At 60.4% G+C, this 2,708-nt stretch carries 3 protein-coding genes; all 3 read right to left on the bottom strand.

Annotated elements, in window-relative coordinates:
- Positions 1–693: 693 nt before the first annotated feature.
- Complete coding sequence (locus SGJ19_11810) at positions 694–1,230, bottom strand: DUF4411 family protein (GenBank protein ID MDZ4780930.1); 537 nt, start codon at positions 1,228–1,230, stop codon at positions 694–696.
- A 1-nt stretch (position 1,231) separates the two neighbouring features.
- Positions 1,232–2,386, bottom strand: a complete 1,155-nt coding sequence (locus tag SGJ19_11805) for an ImmA/IrrE family metallo-endopeptidase (protein MDZ4780929.1) — start codon at positions 2,384–2,386, stop codon at positions 1,232–1,234.
- A 171-nt stretch (positions 2,387–2,557) separates the two neighbouring features.
- The coding region (locus SGJ19_11800) for an FAD-linked oxidase C-terminal domain-containing protein (protein MDZ4780928.1) at positions 2,558–2,708 on the bottom strand (151 nt) is incomplete at its 5' end.

Below are 2,708 nucleotides of genomic sequence, written 5' to 3'. Positions count from 1 at the left end.
TCCCCGAAATTGCCGAAAGCCAGCCGATCGACTCTCGCGAGCACCGCGGCACGAACGGTATTGTCGGCAAGCGATTCGATCCATTCCCGGTACGGAATCTGGCCTTCCGTCCTCTGGTAGTGGAGGACGGCGATGTCGGTCATGCCTGCGCAGTGTAGCTTATAAGCGTCATCTGGCCGATAGCCGGCGAAGATTATTGAGCAGCGCCGCGAACCGCGAGTTCATCAAGACTGCCGGCTCTGCGCAACGTGTGCACACCTGCGCCGGAAAACGCTCCACCCGCACCCGGCGGCCATCCACTTCCAGCACCTCGCTTACAAAATCGTCGTGGCGGATTCGCCGCCGCAGACGTGGCTTTCGATCCTCGACACGGCTACCGCCATTTCATTCGTTCCTGCGCCTTCTTCGGGGGAGTGAATGGCAGTAATTTAACCGGAAAACAAAGCCAGGAGCGGGCTCAGCTCCAATATTGGCAGCAATCGCCACTACAGCGCCTTGCCGGGATTCATGACCATCTGCGGATCCAGCGCGTCCTTCACCCGCTGCATGATATCCATCTCCGCCGCCGATTGACGCGCTTCGACCGCCTACGTTGACGATCGTGTAGATGCGATCGAGCGGCAGCAGGAACATGCTCGACATCCGTAGGCCTCGAGTGCCTTTTCGGTCGTCTGGCTCATCGCTGCCCCGTTCTCATCGCGACAGGCGCAGTCTCGACTGCGGTTCCCAGGTAAATCTCGTGTTCATGGCCTCCAACATCTCGAACGTATCCGCGTACTTGACGCCGAACTGATCGCACACGTCCGGAATTTTGACTTCCGCGCGAGATTCCGGGGCCGGTGCTTCGAGCGTTACGACGACGAGGTTGTTCACCTTGGCGTGTGCAACCAGCCATCCGTCCGCAGCCAATGCAAATTTGGCTTTGGCCGCATCGGAGTAACGTGCATGCGCCTGGACCCAGACCATAGCCTTGCCGTACTCCTGTGCCACTGACCGGCCGGTGCTTTCGGCAAAGAAGGTTTTAGGACATTCTTTCTTGACCCATTGAGTCAGGTCGTCCCGGCCTTCCTCGATCTCCTTTCGGACCTTGTCAATACTGCTCACGAGGCCTTGCTTGTGCTGCCAAACGAGGCATTCCCAGAAACCCGGGCACAGAGCGAACCGGTAGTAGCGCCGCTTTGCCTCCATGAGTACGTTCGCATCGACGAGGTAGCGCAGGCGCTTCGCCATGTCAGACGCTCATACCCAGGGCTTTTGCGTATTTGTCGAACGTCGCGCCGTTGAGGCCTGTCAGGCTGTATGCGTCGCGATATAGCAGGCGTCCCTCCTTGGCTGCGTGCATTACGGTCCGGGCGAAGCGCTTTCCAACCCGGACATTCTGGTTGTTGTAAAAATCCCCGCCACCCTTCTTGGCCGCCGCCTTCCTTCGTTCGTCATCCTGGTAGGCGTTAAAGAATTCGAAAAACGCCTGCGATCCGATGAGGCCGAGATCGAGCGCACGCCGGGCAGCGACGATCGGGCTGACCTTGAAGTGGCGGGCAATCGCTTGGAACGGTTCGGGGTTGCTCTTTACTTCGGGCCAGAAGCGTTTGAGTTCCCGCGCCGGCACCAGGAACTCCGCGGCGACTTTGTTGCAGAACTGCTCGATCTTGTGCGAGGACGCTCGAAGCTCCGGCAGGTTGAACAACCCGCCTTCGTTCATCCACAGGTGCACGAGTTCGTGCGCGAGGGTGAACATCTGCGCCGAGCGCGCATCCGAGCCGTTGAGAAACACAAGCGGAGCGTGGGCATCCGAGAGGACGAAGCCGCGGAACTCGTCCGGGTCGAGTTTCCGCTTGGTGTTGTTGCCGACTACGCCGTTGATGATCACCATGATGCCCGCCGCCTCGGCTGCCTCGCGCAACACCGAGAGTGCCTCGGTCCACGTGGAGATCAGGCTTGCCCAGCCGTCCGCTATTCCGAGAATGCGGCGGATTCTTTGGGCGACTGCACTGATCTCGTCGGACGTTCTCGCCGACCCTATAAACGGCAGGGGCTCGTGCCCCATCTCGAGCAGATACTCGCGCATCCATGCCTGCCTTCGCTGCATCGTGTGGAGGGTGTCGATCAGGTTCGGGCTGAGGCGAGGGATCGGCTTGTCGCGGACTGTGCGAAAGTCGGTGACGGGCAGCCGTTCTTCCGGCGGCTCGGGAAGGAAGAAATAGCCCAACGGCGTCCACGTCTTCTTCGCCAGCTTTTCCAGTTGGCTCAGCGTGGGCTGTGTCAGTCCGAGTTCCCATTCGGCGATCTTCGGCAGCGTGCACGCGAGCGTGGCCGCGCTGCGCCCGGAGCGCGCGACCGCCCAGCGAATCAGTTCCGGATTGATGCTGATGCTTTGCTCGGCCATTTCCTGGGTCGCGGTAGGTCTAGGGCTGACGGCGCATTATCTGCGATGGTGCCGTGGAGGTCGATCTTGCCGGTTATGGCGGCGATGATTAGCGCAGAGCGGTATGGCAGCAATTTAACCGGACAGTCAATACAGAAGCGGCCTTTACCCCAATATTGGCAGCATTGCCCTCTACAGCACCTTGCCCGGATTCATGATCCCCTGCGGGTCGAGCGCGTCCTTTACGCGCTGCATCAACTCCATCTCCACCGGGGATTTCCGCGCCTTGATCGCTTCGCGCTTCTGCTGGCCGACGCCGTGCTCGGCGGAGATCGAGCCGCGC

The sequence above is a fragment of the Planctomycetia bacterium genome, from assembly GCA_034440135.1.
In the GTDB taxonomy this organism is placed as follows: Bacteria; Planctomycetota; Planctomycetia; order Pirellulales; family JALHLM01; genus JALHLM01.
The sequence above is the reverse complement of the archived record's forward strand: the minus strand, read 5'-3'. Positions and strand labels throughout refer to the sequence as shown.